General features: G+C 63.5%; 19 protein-coding genes. 5 read left to right on the top strand and 14 right to left on the bottom strand.

Annotated elements, in window-relative coordinates:
- Positions 1 to 72 precede the first annotated feature (72 nt).
- The 9 genes from SO180_RS01615 to flgB form a co-directional block, all read right to left on the bottom strand.
- Entirely contained in the window at positions 73 to 762 is a 690-nt protein-coding gene (locus SO180_RS01615) for a lectin (protein ID WP_449377096.1), read from the bottom strand.
- Positions 763 to 909: 147 nt separating this feature from the next.
- Entirely contained in the window at positions 910 to 1,881 is a 972-nt protein-coding gene (locus SO180_RS01610) for a Tim44 domain-containing protein (protein WP_449377095.1), read from the bottom strand.
- A 335-nt stretch (positions 1,882 to 2,216) separates the two neighbouring features.
- The gene (gene cckA, locus SO180_RS01605; protein ID WP_449377094.1) at positions 2,217 to 4,802 is read right to left on the bottom strand and encodes a cell cycle histidine kinase CckA; all 2,586 of its coding nucleotides are present in this window, start codon (positions 4,800 to 4,802) and stop codon (positions 2,217 to 2,219) included.
- Positions 4,803 to 4,957: 155 nt separating this feature from the next.
- Entirely contained in the window at positions 4,958 to 6,037 is a 1,080-nt protein-coding gene (gene flhB / locus SO180_RS01600; protein WP_449377093.1) for a flagellar biosynthesis protein FlhB, read from the bottom strand.
- A 9-nt stretch (positions 6,038 to 6,046) separates the two neighbouring features.
- On the bottom strand, positions 6,047 to 6,817 hold the full coding sequence (fliR, locus tag SO180_RS01595; protein ID WP_449377092.1) for a flagellar biosynthetic protein FliR: 771 nt from the start codon (positions 6,815 to 6,817) through the stop codon (positions 6,047 to 6,049).
- Positions 6,818 to 6,834: 17 nt separating this feature from the next.
- Positions 6,835 to 7,098 (bottom strand): flagellar biosynthesis protein FliQ, encoded by a 264-nt coding sequence (gene fliQ, locus SO180_RS01590; protein ID WP_007612284.1) that lies wholly within the window; start codon positions 7,096 to 7,098, stop codon positions 6,835 to 6,837.
- 80 nt (positions 7,099 to 7,178) lie between these two features.
- Positions 7,179 to 7,487 (bottom strand): flagellar hook-basal body complex protein FliE, encoded by a 309-nt coding sequence (gene fliE / locus SO180_RS01585; RefSeq protein WP_449377091.1) that lies wholly within the window; start codon positions 7,485 to 7,487, stop codon positions 7,179 to 7,181.
- A gap of 17 nt (positions 7,488 to 7,504) precedes the next feature.
- Positions 7,505 to 7,930, bottom strand: a complete 426-nt coding sequence (flgC, locus tag SO180_RS01580) for a flagellar basal body rod protein FlgC (RefSeq protein WP_449377090.1) — start codon at positions 7,928 to 7,930, stop codon at positions 7,505 to 7,507.
- A 102-nt stretch (positions 7,931 to 8,032) separates the two neighbouring features.
- Complete coding sequence (flgB, locus tag SO180_RS01575; RefSeq protein WP_449377089.1) at positions 8,033 to 8,437, bottom strand: flagellar basal body rod protein FlgB; 405 nt, start codon at positions 8,435 to 8,437, stop codon at positions 8,033 to 8,035.
- Positions 8,438 to 8,789: 352 nt separating this feature from the next.
- Here flgB and SO180_RS01570 point away from each other — a divergent pair, with 352 nt between their 5' ends.
- Both SO180_RS01570 and fliP read left to right on the top strand, forming a co-directional pair.
- The gene (locus tag SO180_RS01570) at positions 8,790 to 9,737 is read left to right on the top strand and encodes a flagellar biosynthetic protein FliO (protein ID WP_449377088.1); all 948 of its coding nucleotides are present in this window, start codon (positions 8,790 to 8,792) and stop codon (positions 9,735 to 9,737) included.
- A complete protein-coding gene (gene fliP, locus SO180_RS01565) occupies positions 9,734 to 10,489 on the top strand; it encodes a flagellar type III secretion system pore protein FliP (RefSeq protein ID WP_449377087.1) in 756 nt (251 codons plus the stop codon). Before SO180_RS01570 ends, fliP begins: the two co-directional genes overlap by 4 nt.
- A gap of 19 nt (positions 10,490 to 10,508) precedes the next feature.
- On the opposite strand, the gene SO180_RS01560 is transcribed toward fliP, so the two are convergent.
- Both SO180_RS01560 and SO180_RS01555 read right to left on the bottom strand, forming a co-directional pair.
- Entirely contained in the window at positions 10,509 to 10,745 is a 237-nt protein-coding gene (locus tag SO180_RS01560; protein WP_449377086.1) for a hypothetical protein, read from the bottom strand.
- Positions 10,746 to 10,826: 81 nt separating this feature from the next.
- Complete coding sequence (locus tag SO180_RS01555) at positions 10,827 to 14,549, bottom strand: tetratricopeptide repeat protein (protein ID WP_449377085.1); 3,723 nt, start codon at positions 14,547 to 14,549, stop codon at positions 10,827 to 10,829.
- 244 nt (positions 14,550 to 14,793) lie between these two features.
- Here SO180_RS01555 and SO180_RS01550 point away from each other — a divergent pair, with 244 nt between their 5' ends.
- The gene (locus SO180_RS01550; protein ID WP_449377084.1) at positions 14,794 to 17,589 is read left to right on the top strand and encodes a UPF0182 family membrane protein; all 2,796 of its coding nucleotides are present in this window, start codon (positions 14,794 to 14,796) and stop codon (positions 17,587 to 17,589) included.
- 575 nt (positions 17,590 to 18,164) lie between these two features.
- Here SO180_RS01550 and SO180_RS01545 read toward each other — a convergent pair.
- Positions 18,165 to 19,028 carry a tetratricopeptide repeat protein gene (locus SO180_RS01545; RefSeq protein WP_449377083.1) on the bottom strand — a complete coding sequence of 288 codons (864 nt, stop codon included), beginning with the start codon at positions 19,026 to 19,028 and terminating at the stop codon, positions 18,165 to 18,167.
- 53 nt (positions 19,029 to 19,081) lie between these two features.
- Positions 19,082 to 19,750: a FecR family protein gene (locus SO180_RS01540; protein WP_449377082.1), complete on the bottom strand. Its 669-nt coding sequence runs from the start codon at positions 19,748 to 19,750 to the stop codon at positions 19,082 to 19,084.
- A gap of 531 nt (positions 19,751 to 20,281) precedes the next feature.
- Between SO180_RS01540 and SO180_RS01535 the strand changes: the two genes are divergently transcribed.
- Together SO180_RS01535 and SO180_RS01530 are read left to right on the top strand one after the other, a co-directional pair.
- Positions 20,282 to 23,335, top strand: coding sequence for a VCBS domain-containing protein (locus SO180_RS01535; RefSeq protein ID WP_449377081.1), 3,054 nt, complete (start codon positions 20,282 to 20,284; stop codon positions 23,333 to 23,335).
- Positions 23,336 to 23,483: 148 nt separating this feature from the next.
- Complete coding sequence (locus SO180_RS01530; RefSeq protein ID WP_449377080.1) at positions 23,484 to 23,672, top strand: hypothetical protein; 189 nt, start codon at positions 23,484 to 23,486, stop codon at positions 23,670 to 23,672.
- 442 nt (positions 23,673 to 24,114) lie between these two features.
- Here the strand turns inward: SO180_RS01530 and SO180_RS01525 are convergent, their stop codons facing one another.
- Positions 24,115 to 24,315: a hypothetical protein gene (locus SO180_RS01525; protein WP_449377079.1), complete on the bottom strand. Its 201-nt coding sequence runs from the start codon at positions 24,313 to 24,315 to the stop codon at positions 24,115 to 24,117.
- Positions 24,316 to 25,247 lie beyond the last annotated feature (932 nt).

The raw sequence follows: 25,247 nt of genomic DNA, 5'->3' as shown, positions 1-25,247 counted from the left end.
ATCTCGAGATCCCACAATGCGCAATTGCGCATTCGGGTTCGATGCTTCGCATCGCTCCGGAATGACCTTCGGTCAGTTCACCGCGAAGCAGTAGAGCAGCCCGTCGCCGCCGGTGCTCTTCAGGTCGGCCTGCGAACAGCCGCCTTCCGGTCCTCGCGAGGGATGCGAGCTGTTCCAGGATTTCGAGGGCTCGTCGTCGCGCAGGCCACGGCGGTCGAGATGGCCAACCATCGCGGCACCTTGCGTGCTCGACGTCCAGTTCTTGCAGGTGCGATCGTCTGCACCGGCGAACGCGGTGCCGTCGGGTTGCGATCCCGTGAGGACATCATGCCGGTTCGGCTGGTCACCAACACCATTGATCCCCTCGCCTTTCTCGCTCAGCGCGGTCTGCTTGGTGAGATTATTGGCGGGGCTGTGCAGATCAGCAACGTCCTTGGCGATCACGACGCCCTTCGCATTCTGCCACGGCCCCTTGCCGATGCGGTCACGCGCGTTGACCGCCGGCTTGCCGTCGGCAGCCTGTGTCGAGAGATACGCGTGCCAGGTCTTGGTGCTGGCGCCGGCGGCCTGCGCGAGCTTCTGGCATTGCGCGTCGGCGCCATCGAGGCCGCCGAGATCAGCGCCCTTGCCGGGACCGCTGGAGGTGACGAAGAAGGTTATGTCGGCCGATTGCGCCAGCGCAGACGGCGCCGCAAGCAAGGTTGCCGCAGCCACGGCAAACGCGAGGCTGGGGAATGTCGTCGGTCTCACGAAACGGGTCATCGCTTCCTCCAGTTATGATTGTATTTTGGCCGCCGCCTGACTTGAACCCGAGGCGTGCCGCATTATTCCGCCGCCCCGACGTGAAGCACCCAAACAAAAAAGGCGCCGTGCCGCGGCACGACGCCCTTGTTCCTCATTGGCTGGCGATCAGTTGGTCTGCTGGATTGCCGACAGTTCCCAGTTGCTGCCGGGCCGGCGCGCGAAGGTCCAGACCTCAGTGACTTCGCTCGGCTGCTCGCTGCCGGCGACGATCGCGCCGGTGTTGCGATCGACCGTCTTGTCAGTCAGCGCGAAGCGCATTGCGACGGTGGCATAGTCGGTCACGTCCTCGCGCCATGCTTCCGACAGGTCGCCCTGCAGCAGTCTCACGTTGGAGACCTTGTTGACGACGTTGCGGGCGCGGTTCTCAGCCAGATCCTTCTCGAAATAGGCGACCATCTCCGGCGTCGCGAGCGTATGCAGTTTGGCGACATCCTCGTTCGACCATGCGGTCTGGATATCCCCGAGCAGGCGCTCGAAGGCCTCATAGTCGGCCGGCTGGATCTCGAGCGGCGCGTTATTGGCGCCGAGCCCGAAACCAAGTCCACTGCGATAGCTCGGCTGCGGTCCGCTGCCCGCGCCGGCGCCGGCATAGGCCGCCTGCGACGCGTGACGACGCTGCCACCAGGACATCGCCATCCGCACCAGGAACACCACCAGCACGATCTGGATGATCAGGCCGAGGATCGACGACAGGCCGCCCAGCCCACCGAACAGGCCGCCGCCGAACAACAGGCCGAACAGGCCGGCGCCGATGAAGCCGGCGGCGAGCCCGCGCAGCATGCTGCCGCCCGGGCGGTTGAACATGCCGCCGCCCATCGGCGCGGTCGAGTTCGCGCCCGGCTGACTATAGGTGCGGTTGAAGGGTGTGGCCGTGCCCGGGGCGGTCGAGGTCGACGGCGGCGCGGAGAAGGTCCGCGAACCGCGCGAGCCCGACGAGAAGCCGCCACCGACGCGGGCATCGGCGGAGGTGATCGCGAGCGCGGTCGGCAGCGCCAGCGCCAGCACGACGGCCATCGTCTTCACGAGACGCCGGCTACGTAACGAGAAATTCATGTGCGTTTCCCAAATCCCCGGCATGGGGAAGTGCCATTAAGATGGTCAGTGGAACCGAAAAGTGAAGCCGGTTTCGAAACCTTCGGCTGCGGCCCTCAGTCGCGGGCCGGTGCGGAATTACCTATCATTTGCGAGCAGGCACCGATGCCAATCCTAATTTCGCAAATGACGGCTTTTGGAAGCACCTCGCCTCCCTGAGGTCGTCCTGGCGAAAGCCAGGACCCATTACCCCAGGGTTTGGTCAGGCGGACGGTACTCGCCCCGGAGTTCTATCGATAGATCACGCGGTATGGGTCCTGGCGTTCGCCAGGACGACGGGGGGGATTGCGGTCCGTCTGTCCCAACCTGACGGGACGCCCTCACACAGCCTTCATCGTCTCCTTCACGGCGGCGACGAGCTGGCTCAGCGTGAACGGTTTTGGCAGGAAGTCGAACTGCTGGCCTTCGGGCAGGCTCTTCTCGAAGGCATCCTCGGCATAGCCGGAGACGAAGATGAACTTGATGTCGGGGTTCTTCTCCCGCATCGCCTTCAGCAGCGTCGGACCATCCATCTCCGGCATCACGACGTCGGAGACGACGAGATCGATCGCGCCGCTCTGCTCGTCCAGCACCTCCATGGCCTCGACGCCGTTCTCGGCCTCGACCACCGTGTAGCCGCGCGAGCGCAGGCCGCGCGCGTTGAGTGCGCGCAGGCCCTCCTCGTCCTCGACGAGCAGGATGGTGCCCTGCCCCGTGAGATCGGTGCGCGGCTTTGCTTCGGCCGCGGGCGCTTCCTTGGCCGCGCCGTTCGTCTGGGCGACGGCGGCCGTTCCGGTCACCGGCGTCTCGACCTGCACTTCGGGTTCGACATGATGCCGCGGCAGGAAAATGTGGAACGAAGTGCCCTTGCCCGGCTCGGAATCCACGTAGATGAAGCCGCCGGTCTGCTTGACGATGCCGTAGACCGTGGACAGCCCGAGGCCAGTGCCCTTGCCGACTTCCTTGGTCGAGAAGAACGGCTCAAAGATCTTGTCACGGATGTCGGCGGGGATGCCGGTGCCGGTGTCGGCGACCTCAATCCGCACATAGTCCGCCGCCGGCATGCCCTTATAGGCGAGCTTGCCCGCTTCGTCCGTGGCGACGTTGGCAGTGCGGATGATCAGCTTGCCGCCGTCGGGCATCGCATCGCGCGCGTTCACGGCGAGATTGACGATGACCTGTTCGAATTGGGAGACGTCGACCTTGACCGGCCAGAGGTCGCGGCCGTGGACGAGATCGAGCTTCACCTTCTCGCCGATCAATCTGCGGAGCAGCATGGTGAGATCGGAGAGCGCATCGCCGAGATCGAGCACCTGCGGCCGCAGCGTCTGCCGGCGGGAGAACGCGAGCAGCTGCCGCACCAGGGTCGCAGCCCGCGTGGCGTTCTGCTTGATCTGCATGATGTCCTGGAACGACGGATCGGTCGGCTTGTGCGCGTTCAACAGGAAGTCGTTCGCCATCATGATGGCGGACAGCACGTTGTTGAAGTCGTGGGCGATGCCGCCGGCGAGCTGGCCGACCGTCTCCATCTTCTGCGACTGGTTGATCTGGTTCTCCAGCGCACGCCGCTCGGTGGTCTCGAGCATGTGCACGATCGCGGCCTCGGCGTCGTTCTCGCCCTCGTCGACCGGAGTAACGAAGAACTGCCCCCAGCGCTCCTTCGTTCCCTCCAGCGCCACCTCGACCGGCGCGATGTCGCCCTTCCCTTCGGCGGCTTGGTTGATTGCCGCGATCAGCAGGTTCCGGTCGCGCGAATTGATCGCGCGGAAGATCGATCTGCTGGCGCTGTCGAGGCCGAGGCCCTGCGCCAGCTTGGCGTAACGCGCATTCGCCCGCACCACATTGCCGCCGCGATCAACGGTGGCGATCGCCATCGGCGTGTGGTCGAAGAAGCGCATGAAGCGCACCTCGGCGGCGCGGTCGGGATCGCTGCGCTCGTCGCGGGCACGGCTGATCACGAGGGTGCGCGACGGGCCCGGCGTGCCGTCGGCTCCGAAGGCCAGCTTGTGATAGAGCCGCACCGGCATGGTCCTGCCGGTGCGCATGCGCAGGTCGATGTCGAAGACTTCCGTCTTCACTTCGCCCGGCACCGCCACGATGGAGGTCAGCAGTGAGGCGCCATCGCCGGAGACGATGTCGGTGAGTTTGAGGCCGCCCGAGCCGATCTCGGCGAGATCATAGTCGAGCCAGTTGGCGAGCGTCGCGTTGACGTAAGCGAGCTCACCGGCCGGATTGACCGAGAAGAAGCCGCACGGCGCATGATCGAGATATTCGATCGCGTGCTGGAGCTCCTGGAACACGTCCTCCTGGCGCTCGCGGTCGCGGGTGATGTCGGCGATCGACCACACCGCATATCTGGCCTCGCGCTTGCCCGTGCCGAGCGGGCGCACCCGCATCCGCAGCCAGCGCCCCTGGCTGCCGTCATGGCCGGAGATGCGCACCTCCTCCTGCTGCCGCTTGCCTTCGCGCGCGGCCTTCAGCAGGCGAAACACGGCCTCCGACACATCTGGATTGCCGATGAATACGCGCTCGACGGGCCGCACGTCCTGCGGGCCGGAGGCGCCGGTCATGGTCAGGTAGGCCGCATTGGAATAGACGACATGGCCGCGCGGATCGGTCACCGCGAGCCCGTCAAAGGCATGATCGGAGATGCGGGCAATGATGGGATCGTCGAGATTGCGGTCGGCGAAACGAACGATGCCGGCGGCAAAGGCGAACAGGTTGAACAGACCGACCATCGCCAGCACGGCGAGGATACCGAGGATATAGGGCTGCGCCTGCGTCCGGCCGAGTGTCATGAGCCCGACGGCGACCGCCACGAGCGTCGCCGCTACGAGGAACACCAGCGCGATGCTGCCCGAGCGTTGCGGCGGCTCATGCACCGCAACAGACTCGCGTGGCAGGTTGTGGTCGGTCTCAGCGGTCATCCCAGGTCATCGCAGCCTGTCGACAGGAAAAGAACGCGCGAACCGCGCGCAACGGACCCTCCCTGCCTGAATCGGACCCGCAGGCGCAAGGGCGGCAGGGGCGAAACGTACGCTGATTCCCAGTTTACAGCCATTTCCGGTACTTTTCGGGTGCTCTATTTCCGTCCGGCGCCGAATCCGCGCTTCAGCCGCATGACGTAGCCGATGACCTCGGCAACAGCATGGTAGTGCTCGACCGGGATTTCCTGGTCGATCTCAACGGTGGCATAGAGCGCGCGCGCCAGCGGCACGTTCTCGACGATCGGAATGTCGTGCTGGCGGGCGACCTCCCTGATCTTGAAGGCGAGATTATCGACGCCCTTGGCGACGACGATCGGCGCCTGCATGCCGCGCTCGTAGGATAGCGCCACCGAATAGTGGGTCGGGTTGGTGATGATCACGGAGGCCTTTGGAACCGCCGCCATCATGCGCTTCTTGGCGCGCTGCTGCCGGAGCTGCCTGATCTTGCCCTTGACGTGCGGGTCGCCTTCGGACTGCTTGAACTCCTCCTTGATCTCCTGGAGCGACATCTTCTGGCGCTGGAACCAGCTGCGATATTGGAAGAAATAGTCGGCGATGGCGATGATCGCGAGCGCCGCGACCACTGCGCCGAGCAGATGGATGGTCATGCTGGTGGTGGCGCCCAGCATGGCGGACGGGTCGAGCTTGACCATCGATTCCACCCGATGCCGCTCCGGCCACAGGACCATGGTCATGACCGCGCCCAGCGCGACCAGCTTGCCGATGCCTTTGAGGAAGTTCGCCGCCGCCTGCTTGCCGAAAATGCGCTTGAGGCCGGCTGCTGGCGAAAGCTTGCTGAATTTGGGTTTCAGGGATTCGGCCGACCACACCAGGCGGTGCTGGAGCATGTTGCCGGCGATCGCCGCCAGCACCAGCATCAGCAATGGCACGCCGATCGCGGCGACCACCGCGACTTCGATCTGCTGCATCAGCGCGAGCAGGTTCCCGCCGTCGGTTTTGATCATCCAGGAATTGGCCAGCAGGTTGCGCATCGGCGTCACCAGCCCGCTGCCGACCGAGCCCGAGAAGGTCGAGACCACGAGCGTGCCGCCCGCGATCATGAACCAGGTGTTGATCTCCTGGCTCTTGGCGACGTCGCCGCGTTCGAGCGCCTCCTCGAGGCGCTTTTGCGTCGGGTCTTCTGTTTGACTCTCGGGATCGTTGTCGTCCGCCATTGATCCCTCTTACTTGAGCGGCATCATCTGGTGCATGACACCGATGAAATAGTCGAGGAAGGTCCCCATCAGCGCCGTGAGCACCACGGCGAGCACGAGGAACCCGGCGAAGATCGAGAGCGGCACGCCGACGAAATAGACCTGCATCTGCGGCATCAGCCGCGCCAGCACGCCAAGCCCGATATTGAAGACGAGGCCGAACACCAGGAACGGCCCGGAAAGCTGCAAGCCCAGGCGGAAGGCGGCGGCGAAAGCGCGCGTCGCGAGCGAGGCAACGTCGCCGCTCGCCATCGTCTCGCCCGGCGCGAAGATCGCATAGCTGTCGTTGAGCGCGGCGATGACGAGGTGATGGCTGTCTGTCGCGAACAGCAGCGTCACGCCCAGCATGGTCAGGAAATTGCCGACCAGCACGCCCTGCTGGCCCTGTGTCGGATCGACCGAGGTAACGAAACCGAGCCCCATCTGCTGCGCGATCACGGCGCCGGCGACCTGGAGGGCGGCGAGCGTCACGCGCGCGGTCGCCCCCAGCACGATGCCGATCGCGATCTCATGCAGCATCAGCACCAGGAGCGAGGCGATCGAGCCCATGTCGACATGGTAGGCGTTGCGGTGCAGCGGCAGGATGATCAGCGTGAGCAGCAGCGCGATCGACAGTTTGATACGCGTCGGAATGTTGGTCTCGCCCAGCCCCGGCAGCAGCATCACCATCGCACCGACCCGGGCGAAGGCGAGCATGAAGGCCGCGGCAAGCGCCGGCAGCAGCGAGACGTCGATGCGCATGGTTCACGCATACTGCCTCAGCCGCCGATGATTCGCGACGAGATCCGCAGCATGTGGGAATGGAGCGCGTCGGCCATGAAGGGTAATGCCAGCAGCATGGTCGCGAAGATCGCGAGGATTTTCGGCACGTAGATCAGAGTCTGCTCCTGAATCTGCGTCAGCGCCTGGAACAGCGACACCACCACGCCAACCACGAGCCCCACCACCATCAGCGGCGACGACACGATCACGATCGTCCAGATCGCATCCCGCGCCACGTCGAGCGTTTCAGGTCCGGTCATTGCACACGCCCTCTATTCAAAGCCGCATCCCCGCCGCTATCGCGAGGAAAGTGGCGTCCTGTCCCCGTCATTGCGAGCAATCAGATCGCCATCTTCATGATGTCTTCGTAGGACTGGATCACCCGGTCGCGCACCGATACCAGCGTCGATACGGCGACGTCGGTTTCGGCGACCGCGGTCACCACGTCCATCACGTTGGCCTTGCCGCTCGCCATGGCCACCGTCTGCGCATCGGATTTGCGGCCGGATTCCATGACGCTGCCGATGGAGTCCTTGAGCAGCGCGGCGAAGGACGGGCCGCTCGCCTCCGATCCCTTGCCGGCGGCGCTGTTTTCGAGCACGCGCGCGAGATTAGCATAGGCATTGGCGGCAATCGTCGGTGAAGCCATGGCGGTGAGCCTCCTGTTCAGGCCTTGAGGATGTCGAGCGTGCGCTGGATCATTCGGCGCGTTGCACTGATGATGTTGAGATTGGCCTCGTAGGACCGCTGCGCGTCGCGCATGTCGGTCATTTCGACCACCGAGTTCACGTTCGGATATTTGACGTTGCCGCTCGCGTCGGCGGCCGGATTGTTCGGCTCGTATTTGACGCGGAAGTTGGACTGGTCGGGCTTGATCTTGCCGAGGGTGACGACCTGCGCGTCCAGCGAGCGGTCGAGCGCGGAGGAGAAGGTCGGCACCTTGCGCCGGTAGGGATCGCCACCGGCGCTCTGGGCGGTGGAGTCCGCGTTGGCGATGTTCTCCGAGATCACCCGCATGCGTCCGGCCTGTGCGCGCAGGCCGGAGGTCGCAATCGCCATCGAACGGGCGAAGTCGCTGCTGTCATTCGCCATGATGCGCCTCCGCTAGGCTCTTTGTTTGAGCATGATCTCCGCGCAAACGCGTTCCGCGTTTGTCGCGAGGGAAAACCGCTGCACACTTTTCCGGATCATGCTCTAGCCCTTGCCGATCGCGGTCTTCAGCAGGTGCAGGCTCTTGGAGTAGAGCGAGGTCGCGGCCGCGTAATCCATCTGGTTCGAGGCGGACTTCATCATCTCCTCCTCGAGATTGACGGCATTGCCCGCAGGGCGTGTCTCGAAGCCCGCATTCTTGTTCTGGTCGAAGCTCGACGGCGCGCCGGACGGAGTCATGTGCGAGGCGGTGGTGCGGGCCATCGCGAGCGGCCCCATCGAGCCGGCGACCGCGCCGGTCTTGTCGAATTTGGGCTCGACCAGGTCGCGCGGCCGGAAGTTGGGCGTGTCGGAATTGGAGACGTTCTCGGACAGGACGCGCTGGCGTTCCTGGTGCCACTGCATCTTGGTGCGAAGCGCCGAGAGCACCGGGAGGTCGTTGATGGACATGGCTTGCGGCTCCTTGCCCCGGGATCAGGCCCCCGGGGCTAGGCAGAATTTGCCGCGTGTATGGTTAACGGCCGGTTAAGACGTTAGCGGCAGATGTCCCTCGTTGAGACGCCAAGGTTTCGCCCCCGTGATTCTACGCTCCAAAACACTCGTTAACCCAACCGCTTGGCTCCGGAACAATTCCCAAGAAGTCGTTTTGGATCGGGCGATTCATGGGTTATTAAGAACTGGGGACGGCAGAACCTGCCGTAAGGTGTTAAGGGATCGAACTTCTGGGGCGTCGCGGGCTTGCGGTCGGGATGGATTTCGACCATTGGCCGCATGAGACAAGCGCCATTTGCCGGGGACAAGCATGCAAGGCCCTTTGACCTTTATCTTAGCGTTCATCGTCGTGCTGGCGCTCATCGGCTTGGCCGCGTGGCTGGTTCGTCGATTCGCGACGAACCGGCTGGGCGCCAACACCCAGCGCGGCCGGATGCCCCGGCTTGCCGTGATCGATGCCGCCGCCGTCGACGGGCGCCGCCGCCTGGTGCTGGTCCGGCGCGACAATGTCGAACATCTCCTGATGATCGGCGGCCCGACCGACATCGTCGTCGAGCCCAACATCGTGCGTGCCGCCTCGAGCCGCGATCAGCTGCCGCAACGGTCTGGGGGTGCCGAGCCGCCGCGCCTCGCCCCGATGCCCGAACCTGCCGCTTGGGATGAGCCCTCGCCGCGCCCCGAATTGCTCGACCAGCCCGAGCCGCAAATGCCCGAGCCGCCGCCGCGGCCCGCACGCCCCTCCTTCGCCGACGAAGTGCGCCGGCCCGCGCCTGCGCTCGCCGAGCGCCGTAGCGATTCACTCGCTGGCTTCACCGCCGAGCCGCTCGCGCCGCGCCCCGAGCGCGAGCCGCAGGTCAGGCCCGAGCCGATGCCGCCGCGCGTCCCGCGCAGCGAGCCGATGATGCCGCGTCCGCCGCGCCAGAGCGAACCGGCGAAGGTCCCGCCGGTGCGTGCCGAGCGCGCCTCTGCGCCGCCACCGCCTCCCCCGGCGCCTCCCGCCCCGCCGGCCCCCTCGCCGCCGGCCGCCCCCTCGAGCGCCGAGCAGAATCTCGCCGAGATGGCGCAGCGGCTCGAGGCAGCACTGCGCCGGCCCACCGGCGAGACGGTCGCGCCTCCCGTTGCGCCCGAGCCGCCCGCACCCGCGGCGCGCCCGTCGCGCAACGAGACACCTGCCCCGGCGGCGCCCGCGAAGACGAGCTTTGAAAATCTCGAAGACGAGATGGCCTCCCTGCTCGGCCGTCCGAAGCCGCCTTCGTGAGACGTTCGGCTTTCCCGCGTAGAGTTTTTTTCCTTCCTGTCCTGATCGGCGCCGCTCTCCTGGCGGCGCCTGCGCATGCGCAGGACATCAGCATCAATCTCGGCGGCCAGGGCGGCGGGGGCGTCACCGAGCGCGCAATTCAGCTCATCGCGCTGCTCACGGTATTGTCGATCGCACCGTCGATCCTGATCATGATGACGTCGTTCACGCGCATCGTGGTCGTGCTGTCGCTGCTTCGCACCGCCATGGGCACCGCGACGGCGCCGCCGAACTCGGTGATCATCGCGCTCGCGATGTTCCTCACCTTCTTCGTGATGGGACCGGTCCTGCAGAAATCCTACGACGACGGCATCAAGCCGCTGGTCGCCAACCAGATCGGCGTCGAGGACGCGCTCCAGCGCGCCTCAGTTCCCCTGCGCGGCTTCATGCAGAAGAACGTGCGCGAGAAGGACCTCAAACTCTTCATGGACCTCTCCGGCGAGCCGCCGCCGGCAACCCCGGACGAGCTCGCACTCCGCATCCTCATTCCCTCGTTCATGATCTCGGAACTGAAGCGCGCCTTCGAGATCGGCTTCCTCCTGTTCCTGCCCTTCCTGATCATCGACCTCGTCGTCGCCTCCGTCCTGATGTCGATGGGCATGATGATGCTGCCGCCAGCGGTGGTGTCACTGCCGTTCAAGCTGATCTTCTTCGTGCTGGTGGACGGCTGGTCGCTGGTCGCAGGAAGCCTGGTGCAGAGTTACGGGGGGTGACGCCTCACACCGAGGTCGCCTACCCCTTGACGTCATACTGCTTGCTGAGGTGATCGCCGATCTGCACCAGCATGGCGACGCATTCGGGGTAGCCGGGCTTGTCGATGGTGGACTGGTCGGATTCGTCGCGGAACTCCCAGCTGTTGCCATCGCGGAGAACGATGATCTTCATGCCCTCCGAACAATCGGCATGGACCTTCAATTCGGCTTTCGCCATGGCGATCAATTCGGCTTCGGTCTTGACGGGCTTGCTCATGTCCACGCTTCTCCCGGCATCGGCGCACGACGGCAAATTGCCGCGTTGGCGGACGGCTGTCGAGAGGCCTTGGCAAACGGTCTAGCGGGCCATCTTGATCTGCCTCACGGGCGGGATCGAGGGCAGCGAGCCGGTGTGATCGGTCTCGTCCTTGGCCTGCGGCGGCATGGGCGCGCGAGCGGTGGCGTCGGGGAAGCGCTGCTTCATCTCGCGCAGGAAGCCGTCGAGCGTGTCGACGCTGGCAGCGAGCTTTGCGATCTCAGCGAATTCGGCGCTGGAGGCAGCCGCCGGCTTGCTCGCGATATCGAAGGCAAGTCGGTCCGAGCTCTCGCTCATCAAGGGCGCGTATTTCTCGCGGAAGCGCGACAGCCCGATCGCATCGTCGGCGAGCGCGTAACCGACGGCCGCGCGGATCACGTCACTCTTCTCGACCGCGTTGAGCGGCTTGAAGTCGCGAAAACGCTCGCCGTAGTAGAGCTCGATCTGCTCGGCGGATTCGCGCCAGCGCCGCGCCGCCCAGAAGATGTCGGAGCGCAGGCGGATGGCCTCGCGACCGGCGACGTTGGAGACGATGTCGAGCGCGAGGTCGTGGCGGCCGACGTCGCTCTGCGCGCGCGCCTCGAGCAAGAGACGCTGCTGGCGCAATTCGCCGGAGAGGTCACTGATGCGGCTCGCGCGCAGCGCCGAGATCGCCATGTCGGGCTTGCGGTTGGCGAGATAGACCATGGCAAGGCGGGCCGCAACCTGCGCGCGCGCAGCGCCTTCGAGGCGATGGTCGACCTGGTATTGCAGGAGTTCGGCGGCCTGGTCGAGCAGGTCGATGGACGCCAGGCGATCGGCCAACTTGCGGATCAGCTCGTCCCCGCGCCGGCCGATCGGCGTCAACTCGCGGAACTCGTAGAACATCCCGAGCGCCTCGATCGGTGGAAGATCGTCGCCTTTCGAGCTCAGGAATATCTGCGCGAACAGCTCCTGCGCGAGATCTTGGGCCTGCCGCGAAGCTTCCGCATTCGGCTGCAGCTTGGTCGCGGTGCGCGCCGCGGCGAGCGCATCCCGGTAGCGGCCCATGTCGGCATACATCCGGGCCAGCAACTGGAGCGTCCTCACCTCGATGGCATCGCCGCGCCAGGTCATCGCCAGCGTCTCGAGCTCACGCAGCGCGTCGTCCTTGGTGATCTCGTCGCGCTTCTGCCGCAGCGCGACCTCGAGCTGCTTGGCCTCGGCGGCGGCCGGCCGGTCGTCCGAGTCGACCGCGAACTTGTAGTCGTCGAGCGCGTCCTTGTCGTGACCGAGCGCTTCGGCGAGCCGGCCGCGCAGCACCGCGAAGGACGGCGCCATCTCCGGCGGCACGCCGACGACCTCGAGCTCGCTGCGCCGCTTGGAGGCGCCGGCATAGTCCTTCACCTCGAGCGAAGCCCGCATCGCATCCATCGTCACGATGCGCTGAACGTCGAGCGGCAGCGAGGCTATGGCGAACTCGACGTTCTTGAACTTCTCGCGTGCATCGGCCCACTTGCCCTGGCGTGCATAGGCGAGCGCCTTCCAGAGCTGCGAATCGTGGCTATTGCCGATCACGGGATTGGCGAGATCCTTCAGCCCCTGCCCGGGACGGCCGATCAGGATGCTCGCGATCGCGTGCATGATCAGCGCCGAGGATTCCTCCTTGTTGAGGGGATCGGCCAGCATGACGTCGGTCATCGCCTTGGCCTCGTGATACATGCCGCGCGACATGTAGAAATGCGCAAGATCAAGCCGTGGGATCGAGCGTTGCGCCGGCTCGGCCGCCGCGATCGCGTTGACCAGCGCGCTCTGCCTGTTCATGAACAGCTCGGACTGGCCCTTGCGCCATTCCTCGATGTTGAAGACCGGCCGCACCGCGGTCGGCGCGCGCTCGGCGGAGACGTCGACCGGCGAGAGCGTCAGCCCGCCCTTCTTGCCGAGGATCACCTTGTCGGAGCCGACCTCGACGCCGACCTCGTCGGAGTTCGGACGAATGGCGATGCCGTGCGCGGATTCGAGCAGCGAGAGGTCGACCAGGTCCTGCCGCTTGATGAAGCCGCGAACCGGCCGCGGCGTGGTGACGACGTAGAGCGTGTCGCCGGCGTCGGGATCGGTCAGCTTGTGCAGCATGCCCGGATTGGCGAAGGGGATCGCGATATTGGCGAGCGCGGGGTCCGTGATGTTGCGCATCATCATCAACGGCAGCGGGGTCGCCTGGATCTTGTCGGCGAGCGTCAGGAGCCAGTTGGTCTCCTTGCCGTTCTCCTCGCTCGACAGCGAATAGACCAGCGGCCGGTTGAGGCGGATGCGGATCGCCTGGCCCTTGTCGAGCGGCGTGCGGCTGACCTCGCCGATCATCGCACCACCCTTGGCCCGGATCGGCTCGACGTCGATGGCTTTCTGCGTATCGAATACCAGCCAGACGGTGTCGCCGCGGCGGAAGGCGGCGGCGGGCGTTGCGACGGAGAGCGGGAACGTCACGCGCAGGCCGTCGCTGTCGCGGCGGGCATCGACGCTTGGCGCGGTCTCTTGCGAGACGGCCGGAGCCGGCGCCCCGACCGGTGCGGCTTTCGCCACGTCCTTCGGCGCCTCCTTGACCGGCTCCTTCGGCGCTTCGGCGGCCACCGGGGCCACGGGTTTTGGCGCAGCAGCCGGCGCTGCGGCTTCGGCGGCCGGAGGCGCAGGTTTCGGTGCCTCGGCCGGATGCGCAATTTCAGCTGCGACGGGCTCGGACGCGGCCGGTGCAAGCTTCGGCACCTCGGCAGCCGGCGGCGCGCCCGCGGTCTCCGGCTTCACGTCGATCTTGGCCTCGCGCGCGATGGTCTCGGAGGTCGGAGGCTTGATCTCGCGCGGCATCTCCTTCTCGGCCGCCGCGTGCGATCCAGGGGGCGCGGCCGGCTTTGCCGGCGCCAGAACCTGCTCGGCCGTCGTCGCGGACTTGTTCTTGTCCGGCTGGAAGGCGACGTCGGCGACATAGTTCTTGTCGTCGCGGAAAGAGTGCACGTCGGCCTCGCCGATCAGCGCGATCTCGATATTGGTCTGGTCGATGTCGGCCTTCTGCTTGATCGAGGCCACGTTCGGGGGGGCCGCCACGACCGCGTCTGCAAGATCGAAGTTGAGATTGGCGTTGAAGGCGAGCGTCAGCTTCTGCTCGTTGAGCACCGAGGAGACGGCGACGCCGTCGGGCATCTCGAAGACGAAGCGCACGAAGGTCGGCTGAACCGAGGCGCGGACGCGGATCGGCGGGCGCTTCTTGGTCTCGGCGGCCACACGCTGGGCACGCAGCGCGCGCTCGGCGGCGCGCGCACGATCGGAAAGTTCCTTCACCACGTCCATCGGCAGGCTCGGCGGCGCGCCCTTCCAGCCCTCGGGCAGAAGGTCGACGAAGGTCCGCTCGCCGGCGTTCATGGTGTTGACGGTGACGCGGCGCGCCAGCGACAGCCGGATCGCTGCGCCGTCGGGATCGCGCCGCGCGGAGTTGACGTAGTCGGGAGCGCCTTCCGGAATGCGATCGACCGGTATATCGACCGGTCGCTCGAAGCGGATGATGAGGATCGAGCCCGCGGTCGTCACCTCGGAGGAAACATCCTCGCCGAGCTTGATGACAAGGCGCGCAAAGCCCCCGCCGGCGGAGAAGGTCGCCTCACCCCGCACCGGCTGGGCGCGCGCGGGCGAAGCCAGGCCCACCAACAAGCAGGCGGCCAGTGCGGACAGCGCGCGGACACGACGGCGCGCAGCCGGCGCCGAGGTCAACACCAAGGCCCGGGCTCGCGACCAAAATCCAGCGGCAGCCTGTCGCGCCATTGGCGGCATTTCATCCAGTCCGACGATTCACGCCGGCGATGGGGGCCGGCCTGTGCCCCCGACTTTAAGGTTTCGCCAATTAAGGACTTGTTAATGCTGTCGGATTGATTTGACTTGCGCTCGCTGCGCCGCACCACCGTTCCCGAAGCAGCCAGCCCGGGCCTTCCAGCGTAGGGGTAATTCGCGCCATCGGTCTCACGTCCGGAGAGCGCCGCCCCGGCCGCCATTCTGCTATAGTGCGAACATGACGATCGGGATCGCCGGACCCGGCCAGAAGGCGCCGCGGCGCAGTGCTGCGGCAGGGTTCACTATCGCGGCCATCGCCATCGTCATGGGTCTGATCCTGCTCGCTCTCGTGAGCGACGTCCTGGTCGACTGGATGTGGTTCGCCTCGGTCGGCTACACGCAGATATTCTGGATCACGATCGGCGCCAAAACCGCTGGCTTCATTGTCGTTTTCGCCGCGACTGCCACCATCTTGTGGCTGAACGCGCGGATTGCGCTTGGTCTTGGCGGGCGGCGAACCCGATTGCCTGCGGCCTTTGTTCCAACACTTGCGGCCGCCGCGGCTCAGCCTGATCCGCTTGAATTCCTGCGCGAGCGGCTGCCGTGGCGCGGCGTGATCGCCGCCAGCAGCGGCCTCTTTGCCTTGCTTGTCGCCTGGGGCGAGGTCGGCAACTGGGGCACGCTGCTCCGCTTCATCTATCAGGTGCCCTACGGTAGCAACGATCCCCTGTACGGCAAGGATATCGGTTTCTACCTGTTCTCCCTGCCCGCGTTCGTAGCCATCAAGAACTGGGCAATGCTGACGCTCATCATGAGCGCACTGTTCGCCGGATTCGTCTATTGGGTGCATGGCGACATCGAGGACCGGGCCCAACGAATGTCGCCGGCGGCGATCTCCCACGGTTCGGCACTGCTTGGGCTTTTCTTCGGCATGAAGGCGTGGTCCTACGGCCTCGACCGCTACCACCTGCTGTTCGGCGACAACGGCGTGGTGGTCGGCGCAGGCTATACCGACGTCAACGTCGAATTGCCGGTCCTGTGGATCCTGATCGCGCTGTCGATCGTCGCTGCCTTGGCCGCATGGGCGAACCTGTGGGTCCGCACCTACCGCCTCCCCACCGCCACAATTGCGCTGCTGTTCGGCGCCGCTTTCCTGCTCTCCGGGATCATCCCCGCAGTTTTTCAGCGCTTCTACGTCAGGCCCAACGAGCTGGACTGGGAGCGTCCCTACATCGCTCGCAACATCGCGCTGACCCGGGAGGCCTACAATCTCAATCGGATCTCGCCCAAGCCATTCCCTGCGGAGCAGACCCTGACCTTCGGCACGCTCGAAGCCAACAAGGCCACGATCGAGAATATAAGGCTGTGGGATTGGCAACCCTTGGCCGACACTTACGCGCAACTTCAGGAGATCCGCACCTACTACAAGCTGCGCAATCTCGATGTCGACCGCTACTGGCTCGGCGGCACCTACCAGAGCGTGATCCTCTCGGCGCGCGAGCTGAATTCCGAGCTGCTGCCGCCCAACGCGCAGACCTGGGTCAACCGCCACATCCTGTTCACCCACGGCAATGGTGCGGTGCTCAGTCCGGTCACGCAGAAGAGCAGCGAAGGGCTTCCGCTCCTCTACCTGCACGATGTTCCTCCAGTTGCGCAGGGAGGACCCGAGATTCGCGAGCCGCGCATCTACTACGGGCAGCAGACCGAGGACTACGTCATCGTCAAGGCAACCGTGCCGGAGTTCGACTATCCCAAGGGAAAGGACAACGTCTACGCATCCTATGACGGTGCCGGCGGCGTCCCGTTGTCGAGCATGGTGCGGCGACTGATCTTCGCCCACTATTTCAACGACGTGAACCTGTTTCTTTCAGACTACGTCGGCGACGGCAGCCGGATCATGATCCGGCGCAACATCCAGGAGCGGGTGAGCACGATTGCGCCGTTCCTGATTCTGGATCGCGATCCCTACCTTGTCGTCAGCGAGGGCCGGATGTTCTGGATTCAGGACGCCTACACGACCAGCGAATATTTTCCCTATGCGCAGCGCGCGTCCGGCTCCAACAATCTCAACTACATCAGAAATTCGGTGAAGGTGATCATCGATGCCTATAACGGTACCGTCGACTTCTATCTGATGGACCAGGCAGACGCGATAGCCGCGACCTATCGTCGAATCTTCCCGGCTCTCTTCAAGCCGTTCACGGCGATGCCGCCCGATCTGCAAAGGCACATTCGCTATCCCGAGGACCTCTTCCTGATCCAGGCCCGGCTTTTCCAAACCTATCACATGGAATCTGCCGATGTTTTCTACAACCGCGAGGACCTCTGGCAATTCCCGCGCCAGCCGGCCGGCGATGGCGTCTCTTCACTGGACGGCACGACCGCGATGGCGCCCTACTACATCATCATGCGACTGCCTGGCGAAGCGCAAGCCGAGTTCTTTCTGATGATCCCGATGGTACCGAGCCGCCGCGACAACATGATCGCATGGCTCGCCGCACGCTGCGACGAGCCCGGCTATGGCAAGCTGATCGTGTACGAATTTCCCAAGGAGAAGCTGGTCTACGGACCGTTTCAGATCGAGGCACGCATTCATCAGAACACGGAGATCTCCCAGCAGATCTCGCTGTGGAACCAGATGGGCTCGCGAGTGATCCGGGGAAACCTGCTCGTGATCCCCATCGAGAACTCGATCCTTTACGTGTCGCCGCTATATCTGCGAGCCGAGCAGGGTCATTTGCCGGAACTGAAACGGGTGATTGCCGCCTATGGCGAGCACGTCGTCATGAAGGAAACGCTCGAGGAAGCCTTGTGGGCGCTCTTCGCGAACAGCGGGCCCACAACGACGGCACCGGGTGGGACCGCGGAGTTGCCCAGCGAAGGAGCCGTGGCGGCACGCGCGCAGGAGGCGCTCACCCACTACGATCAGGCAATGGAGCGGTTGAAAACCGGTGATTGGGCAGGCTTCGGCAAGGAGGTCGAGGCGATGCGCCGCCTGCTGGAAGAGATCCGCCGGCAACCCGGCGGTCCGTGAGGGGTCTGGCCCAGTGACGCCCGTCATTCCTCGGCCGCCAGGGGAGCCCTGGTCTCAGCAGACGATATTCTTATTCTTAGGGCGGAAGGAATGCTGCGTTCTCGGCTCCTGTCGGTCGCACGAACAGCAAGCGGGATCGCACGGATATTTGCGCGTCCGCCTTGCCGTCCTGGCCGATGATTTTGACTTTGCAGGACGTCGCGCGCTGAACACTGGGCACTTGCTTCACGCGCCCACAGCGCGGCGTGTGCGAGACAGAACATCACGAGGAGAGTACCGCTACGTTGCCGTCGTATTCGACTGCGCAGCGTGGCATGGCAACGGACTTCTTGGCCAGCGGTGCGGCCCACAGTCTTCTGAAAAACAAAGACCCGCCCCCGAGTATGGGGAAGAACGGAAGGCTTCAAGAGTTGGAGGCGGGCCTTAAGGGCAAACCTATTCCAAAGCAACGAGCGGAGTCCGTAAGCCAGCGCCCGTCACGTCATGACGCAGGTGAAATCTAAGCACCATCGAACCCACTTGAATACCGGATTTTGATACCTCGACGGTCGCAGTCCAGTTTGCGAATGCCGCTTCTACTGCACGCCGTAGCGCGCGAAGTCGTCGGCGATCCCGGGCTGAATTGTCTCTGCCGCCACGATATCGGCATCACCGCCTGCCTTGTCGCTTTGCCTGAGCCGGGCGAGGCCGCGCCCATAAAGCGCGCTCGCCAGCTTCGGCTCGAGCCGCAGCGCTGAGTTATAGTCATCCATGGCTGCAGCGAGCTGGCCCATCTTCAGGAAGACCAGAGCACGCGAATCGTATGTGGCCGCATTGCCCGATCCCGATTGAAGCGCCTTGTTACAGTCTTCGAGCGCAGCCTGCAGAGTGCCCAGCATGGTCCGGGCCCAACAGCGTCCGCTCCACGCGCCCGCCAGATCTGGCCGCAAACGGATGGCCTCGTCGTAGTCTCGCGCCGCGCGATCGTACGCGTTCTTTCGAAGGTTAGCCTCTGCACGGTTCGCGAAGGCCTCGCCGTAGCCAGGATTGAGCTTGATGGCCTCATCCAGAGACTCGATCGCGAGGTCGTATTCGCCTTTCATCAGATGGGCCACACCGCGGTTGTTGAAGGCCTTGGTGTAGCCCGGGTTGAGCTCGATCGATTGATCGAAATCGTGGATGGCGCGATCATAGCGTCCCGTTTCGGCATAAGCGTTGCCACGATTGTTATAGGCGATGGCCAAGGCCTTCGTCGCGTTTCGGTGCGCATCGATGAACGCGGTGCAACCATCAATTCGTGCTTCGAGCGATGCGCGCGCGACGCTGTTGCACAGCTCAATCGTCTTGAGATAGCTCCCCTCCTGCTTCGGCGCCTGCGCCACCGCCGGCAGCTCCAGCAATAGCAAGATGAGACCAGACGCCACGACGCCGGTGATGGCTCCGGTCGCACTCGGCTTCATATCAGTATCCCCGATCACGAATTAGGGAAATTTCTGTCCCTGGTGAAAGGCTTCTAGCACCGTCGGCAGATGTTCAAGTTGAGCTTGCGGTCGGCTTTCTGTTCAGATGGCCCAGTGGAACCGGCGGATTTCTTTGTCATCTTGCTCTTGCCCTCTTCGATGAGGGTAGAGAATTTCACCGACCCGTTGTCGGAGATCTCGACATGGGGCGTGGTGCCTCTGATGCCCATTGTGGCGACCGGGGTGTCGATCTTCATGTCACCAGTTTTCGCGACCTTGCCGGCAACGAAGGTGAACGTGCCTTTTGCGAGGCTGAAGAAAGTCGAATTGGACTTTCCGTTTGGGTCGTAGACGTATTCGTCCAAGGTCATGTGCGCGTTGCTCGACAGATTGAACGAGCTGCCATCGGTAAAGTTGATGCCAACTCGACCGTCATCCCCTGTCCGCAGCACGTCCCCCAGATAGACGAGATCGCCGACTTTCGTCTGATTGGGTTGGGGGGGCACGTTGGCCTGAACAACGACCGCATTCGCGTGTTCGATCGTGACGGAGCCCGTGGCGGTTACGATCTTGCCAATTGGCTTCGAGGAAAAGTTCTGAAGAACGGGCTTGGCGGAATCGACTTGCGCGCGCGCAGCATCTGGCAAAAGGCCGGCGAGCGTCAGAATGAAAGCGGTCACCAATCCGAGTATCGAATATACACGCATGACCTCCCCCTTCATTGAGAAGATCTCCGCCCCAGCCCATGCGGTTTTTCCGAACAAACCTAGTCGAGCGGTATATAATATAATTTAATGGTTGTTAAATCCATCCCGCCGGCTTAATTTTGTTCCACAGATCCGGAATACCGCAGAAAAATTACACTAACTCTCATTTGGAAAAGCAAATCGCTTCGATGGAAGGGGCCGGGTTCGACCACGCGCTGAACGCGTCTCTTTCTTGAATCGACTTGGGTGATCTCGATCAGGATTTCGGCGGGCAAGCCCTGGGCTGCCGGCGCCATGATTGGTTGATCTCGTGGCGAGGGCAGACCAGAACGAAAGAAAAAAGGCGCGCTGAGCCTGAGTTCTCGGCTGACGAGGTCGAAGGCTATGTTAGTTGCGTCCGGCGTAGAGGCCGGAGACGTGACCTCCGTGGTCGCGTCTCCGAAGATAATCGGCACCGTTCACACGGCGATCGGTTGCGGCATCTTGAGGCGTGCGAGCGGCATCGCCACCCAAGTCATGGTTGGCGATCCACTCCGCCCCGGTGATGTGATCGAGACGGCCGCCGACGGGCAGATCGGCATCCGCTTCATTGACGACACCTTTTTCAACCTCTCCAGCGGCGCGCGCATGGAGCTGAGCGAATTCGTCTGCGATCTCGACCGCAACTCGTGCTCGGCCGTGTTCACGATATCCAAAGGCACCTTTGCTTTCGTTGCCGGGCGGTCGGCAAAGAGCGGTGCCCTGACGCTCGATACTCCCGTTGGGAGCATTCGCGGCCGGATCCATACGGGCGGGTTCGGAATGCTGGCGCTCGGAACATTGATGTTCTCGATGTTGAAGGGTGCCGAGGCCGCAGACGCGAATATCACGTTCCTGGACAATGACAGCATCACGTACAAGGACGTCGAGCACGGCGCGTTCGAGCTCGTGACCAAGGAGGCGGTTCCGCGACACATCATCGTCGAGGATCCCGGCGAGACGGTCGTGCTCAACAAGGTCGGGTCTTCGGTCAGCGTCAACCAGGTCGTCAATACCCCGGCTCGCATGGAGGAACTCCAGGCGGCGGAGCATGACGTGTGGGCCAATCTCTCGAAGGAGGTCGGGCCAAAGGGATCCGGCACGACTCCCTTCCCGGAGACGCTGCCGCTGGAGCCGATCAATTTCATAGAGTCCGACGCTCCTGCGCAGCTACATTCGCTTCCGATCGTGCTGCCTAGCACCGTCGTCGTTCCCGATAATCCCATCGTTGTTCATTCGCCGCCGACGTTCAATATTCAGTCAGGACTGGTCGAACTCGATACGGTGGTGTTTGACACCTTCACTGCGACCAGCGGCACGTTCAGCGCCAGCAGCACCAGCGGCGCGCCACTGATTTTCGGTATCAGCGGCGGCACCGCCGGCGACACGGTCGTGGGCGGAGTGACGTATGATGTATCGAAAGCCAGCACCTATGGCACGCTTTATGTGAACAGCGCCAGCGGCGCTTATACCTTCGTACCGAACAGTGACGCGATCAACGCGCTGACGACGCCGACGACTGACGATTTCGTCATTACGGTGTCGGACGGCAACCTTACCACTGCTCAGAACTTCACAATCAGCATCGATGGCGTCAATGACGCCGCCATCATTTCCGGTGTCACCACCGGCTCGTCAACCGAAGCGGGCGGCGTTGCCAACGCGGCGCCCGGCGCATCCGCGACCGGCACACTGACCGATAAAGACGTCGACAATACCCCAAACACCTTCACGGTCGTGAATTCCAAGACCAGCACGGCGGGCTACGGCACGTTCAGCGTGACCGCGTCGGGCGTCTGGACCTACACAGTCGACAATACCAACAGCAAGGTGCAGGCGCTCAATGTCGGCGACACCTTGACCGACACGTTCATCGTGAACACGATCGATGGTACGCCGCAGGTCGTGACGATCACCATCCACGGCGCCAACGATGCCGCGATCGTCTCGGGCGACGCGACCGGCTCAGTGACCGAGGCGGCCGGCTGCAAGCCGGGAATTCCGACCGCGACCGGTACGCTGACCGACACCGACGTCGACAATACGCCCAACACTTTCGTGCCGGTCGGTTGTCCCGAAGCGGGCAGCTACGGCACCTTCACTATGACGGCGGCCGGCGTCTGGACCTACACGCTCGACAACAGCAACTGCAAAGTTCAGGCGCTCAATGTCGGCGACACATTGACCGACAAATTCACCGTGACCACGATCGACGGCACACCACAAGTGGTGACGATCACCATCCATGGCGCCAACGATCCCGCCATCATCTCCGGCAAGACAGCCGGGTGCGTGATCGAGGCGGCTGGCTGCAAGCCGGGTATGCCGACGGCGACCGGCACGCTGACCGACACCGATGTCGACAATCCGCCCAACACGTTCACCGCGGTGTGCTCACCCAAGGTCAGCGCTGGCGGCTACGGCACCTTCACAATGACGGCAGCGGGCGTCTGGACCTACACGCTCGACAACAGCAACAGTGCGGTGCAGGCGCTCAATGTCTGCGACAAGCTCACCGACACCTTCACGGTGACCACGATCGACGGCACGCCGCAGGTGGTGACGATCACCATCCAGGGCGCCAACGACCCTGCCATCATCCACGGCACCACGACGGGCTCGGTGACCGAGCCGATCTGCAAGACGCCGGAGGCACCGACGGCCACCGGCACGCTCACCGACACTGATGTCGACAATCCGCCCAACCTGTTCACGGCGGTTTGCGCGCCCAAGTGCAGCACGCACGGCTATGGCACCTTCACGATGACGGCTGCGGGCGTTTGGACCTACGCACTCGACGAAGACAACTGCGCGGTCCGGGCTCTCAGGGCCTGCGACACGCTGACCGATACCTTCACGATAACCACGATCGACGGCACGCCGCAGGTTGTGACGATTACCATCCACGGCGCAGGCTTCCGGGACCTCGACAGCCCGGCTGCCGCAACGCAAACGGATCCGCCACCAAGCGATGGGACATCGAAACAAGACGGCACAGGGGGCGGAAGCGACGCCAGCCAGCCACCGGCAGCCAGTCCGGACTCAACGAACGATACCGGCCAAATCGACGTGGCCGCCGGCAGTTCCAGCAGCCCGACGACGACCGGCAAGAGCGGGGACGACATCAGCCAGGCTGAAGCGAAGCCTGAAGGCATCAGCGGGTTCGGTGCCAACCATCTCGCCAGCAGCGACCATTTTGTTTTTTCGTTCGCTGCCAATCTGGCCTTCAGCGCAAGGAGCGAGCAAGGCATCGCGCCCATTCAGTCCGCCGCCGATCATTCTGAATGGTCCGCTGCCACACCCGCGCTCCTCGGCTCACATCCTCTCACAGCGCTCGGCGCTGAAGACGTATTTCATTTCAGGAACGAGCTTACCGAGGCCAAAGGCTCGGGCGCTCTTGCGTTCGCGGAACTGCCCCCTACCCCGTCGTTGGTCGATACAAACATAGCACGCCCGGGACTTCTGGGAGCCCAAGCAGTTGAATCGCTTGCGCCTGCGCACGACGCCGCCGCCCCTTTGAATTCGGTCTCTGTTCATGAAGCGAGCGCTCAGCCCGCCTATCACCACGAGTTGATGGTATGAAGATTTTCGACCTGTGGGCTTCTATGGCTTGAGGTTCCGATTGAAACAAAAGTTGATCAAAGACCTGAGGAAAACGTGAATATTCCCCAAAAGTGACTTGATCTTTTCTGCCTCTGTTACCGGCGGATCTGTGGATGGGTAAGAAGTGATGACCGATCAACAATTGGCACTTCATGCGATCAGCGAAGCGCAATCGATCCTCGAAGAATACCTTCAACCGCGACCTCAGAGCACCGAGCGTGTTCTCGATAGACTGATCGAAGTTCTGGAACGTCCCGAGCTCGTCGTTGCTGTAAGCCGTTTACAGCAGCGAAGCGGTTCCTTTGCAGACCAATGACGAACCGGCTCCGACCGGTCGCCCTTGCCGCCTTCGCGACCTGGCTTTTGCCAGCCGGGACACCCGATGCAATGGCGAAGCAACAATGCAGCAGCTCGATACCCTCGTCGACGCAGGGTCGCTGGTGGTCCTATCGCATCATCGATGAACGGAAATGCTGGTACGAGGGCAAGCCTATGCTTTCTAAATCGGAGCTGGAGTGGCCAAAGCGGAATTCGGCACAACCAGCTTTGGCCGCGAACGTGACGGGCTCGGTCGCGGCAAGCCCGAGCAATCCGCTGGACTCGCAAGCATGGGCCGTGGACTACGACACTTTTGAAGCACGTTGGCGCGCTCGGATCGGAAATCGCTGACCCGACCAAACACGCCACCACATCGGAGTCATCAACGCCTCACAACGTCGCGTGTTGATCGCGAACTGCGGCTGTGCCGCAAGGCTCTTTCAGTGTTGCCTGCCGTTCCAATCCGACGGCGAGGCGCTGTGCTGCCGCGAACAAGCGTCATCGTCACTGTCATCTTCCTCAGCGGGCGGCAATGCATGCTGATGACTCAAGGTCGATGTCCAGGCGGACGTCATCGCCACGATCAGCAGACGATTGATGGCCTCGATTGCGCGGTCTGCTATGGATGAGCAGTAGTTCATCGCTCCCTCCACGCCACTGATTAGCGAATGGCCCCACCCTAGTTCCAGTGTGCGCTGCGCGACTGTCGTCCAGCTCACATTTTGCGCGCGTCAACTCATCGCACGTTCAGAACGAGAAGCGCCGTCTGACTGCATCTGCAACGCGAGGCAGGCTCTTCGTCACTCGCTTCATGCGTGAGGACGGTCTGCGCGGTGAGGTTTGCCGGGCGCACCCGCTCAACCATTGAGATGTTGCAACCGATGAGCGAATCAGAACGAGATAGCGTCGTGACGATCCGATTTCGATTGATCAGGCGGGGGCTCGATCGATGCGCGGGGAAGCCAATTGCATCATATGCAGCAGGGCAAGAGCACTCATAGCTCTCGTTCCAGTCGCCAAAGGATATGCTCTGAAGGTTTACGAGTGCTCCTGTTGCCATAGCACTCTGAATCTGGTGACGCGTGTCACGAAGGCCGATCTGATCAGGCAACGATGCGGCACGCCGCTTCCCGCCGGGAAGTGGTTCGACGCGACGACTGCCGGGATCGGAGATCGCAGGGTAGACCAGCGCGTCGCGAACTAGACAAACAGTCTGAACGCGCCCTAGCCGAACGACCTCATGATCTGAGACAGCATCGCCGTTACGCCTCGGGTGTACCGGGCGCCGAATAGTTGCTCGTCCACGTAATGAAGCGCGAGGAGAGCAACAAGTGCGGCCATTGCAACTCTCATGCTGAGAAGCATGATCCGCATAAGCTAATGGCGTCTTAATCCATTCTCGCAATCCGTTCTCGCAGTAACCGATGCTGCATTGCGGAAAACGCATCACGGAGGGGAGTGGTGCGCCGAGCGAAGTGTTGTGCGCGCACCAACAACGCCTCGAATTGGCCGCCAACACGCCCGAATCACACACGCAGATTGTCCTCGCCGGGGCTTCGCTTGCGTATTGAGG

The organism is Bradyrhizobium sp. UFLA05-112 (genome assembly GCF_053572325.1).
This window is presented reverse-complemented; position numbering and strand designations above follow the sequence as displayed.